The organism is Bradyrhizobium sp. STM 3843 (assembly GCF_000239815.1).
In the GTDB taxonomy this organism is placed as follows: Bacteria; Pseudomonadota; Alphaproteobacteria; order Rhizobiales; family Xanthobacteraceae; genus Bradyrhizobium.
The window spans coordinates 1-923 of record NZ_CAFK01000154.1 but is presented as its reverse complement, the minus strand read 5'-3'; the positions used below and the strand labels follow the sequence as shown (position 1 = coordinate 923).

The 923-nt window shown below is 65.9% G+C and carries 1 protein-coding gene; it reads left to right on the top strand.

The features are described 5' to 3' along the window. Positions 1-199: 199 nt before the first annotated feature. A partial coding sequence (locus tag BRAS3843_RS17230) for a diaminopimelate decarboxylase (protein WP_035981982.1) occupies positions 200-923 on the top strand: 724 nt, incomplete at its 3' end.

Sequence of the window (923 nt, the reverse complement as noted above, 5' to 3'; positions counted from 1 at the left end):
GNGGNGGNGGNTGATCTCTCCACCCGCACCGGCTTGCTTGGCTCACCCCACCCCGCCGCCTGTCGCTGATGCGATGCGCGTCGACCCTCCCCCTTCCAGGGGAGGGTGGCAGCGCGAATTGACATTCCCTCCGGTTTCCCGGCAATTCGCGCCGAGACACTCTAAGCCCTTCGCGAAGGGCTGCGCGGATCGTTAGCCCATGAACCATTTCGACTATCGCTCCGGCGTGCTGCACGCCGAGGCGGTCAATCTCGCCGAACTCGCCGCCCAGGTCGGCACGCCGTTCTATTGCTATTCGACCGCGACGCTGGAGCGGCATTACCGCGTCTTCGCAGACGCCTTCGCAGGCGAGAACGTCCTGATCTGCTACGCCATGAAGGCGAATTCGAACCAGTCGGTGCTGCGCACCCTGGCCAAGCTCGGCGCCGGCGCCGACGTGGTCTCGGGCGGCGAATTGAAGCGGGCGCTGGCTGCCGGCATTCCGAACAGCAAGATCGTGTTCTCCGGCGTCGGCAAGACCGAGGCAGAACTGCGCGCCGCGCTCGCCGCCGACATCCATTGCATCAACATCGAATCCGAGCCGGAGCTCGAACTGCTGTCGCGGCTCGCCGCCGAGACCGGCCGCACAGCACGCATCTCCGTGCGCGTGAACCCGGATGTCGATGCTGGCACCCATGCCAAGATCTCCACCGGCAAGTCCGAGAACAAGTTCGGCATTCCGCTTGAGCATGCGCGCAAGGTCTATGCCCGCGCCGCCACGCTGCCGGGTATCAAGGTCACCGGCGTCGACGTTCACATCGGCAGCCAGATCACCGATCTCGGACCGATGGAGACCGCCTTCCGCATCCTCGCCGAGTTCGTGCAGACCCTGCGCGCCGACGGCCACACCATCAGCCACGTCGATTTCGGCGGCGGCCTTGGCA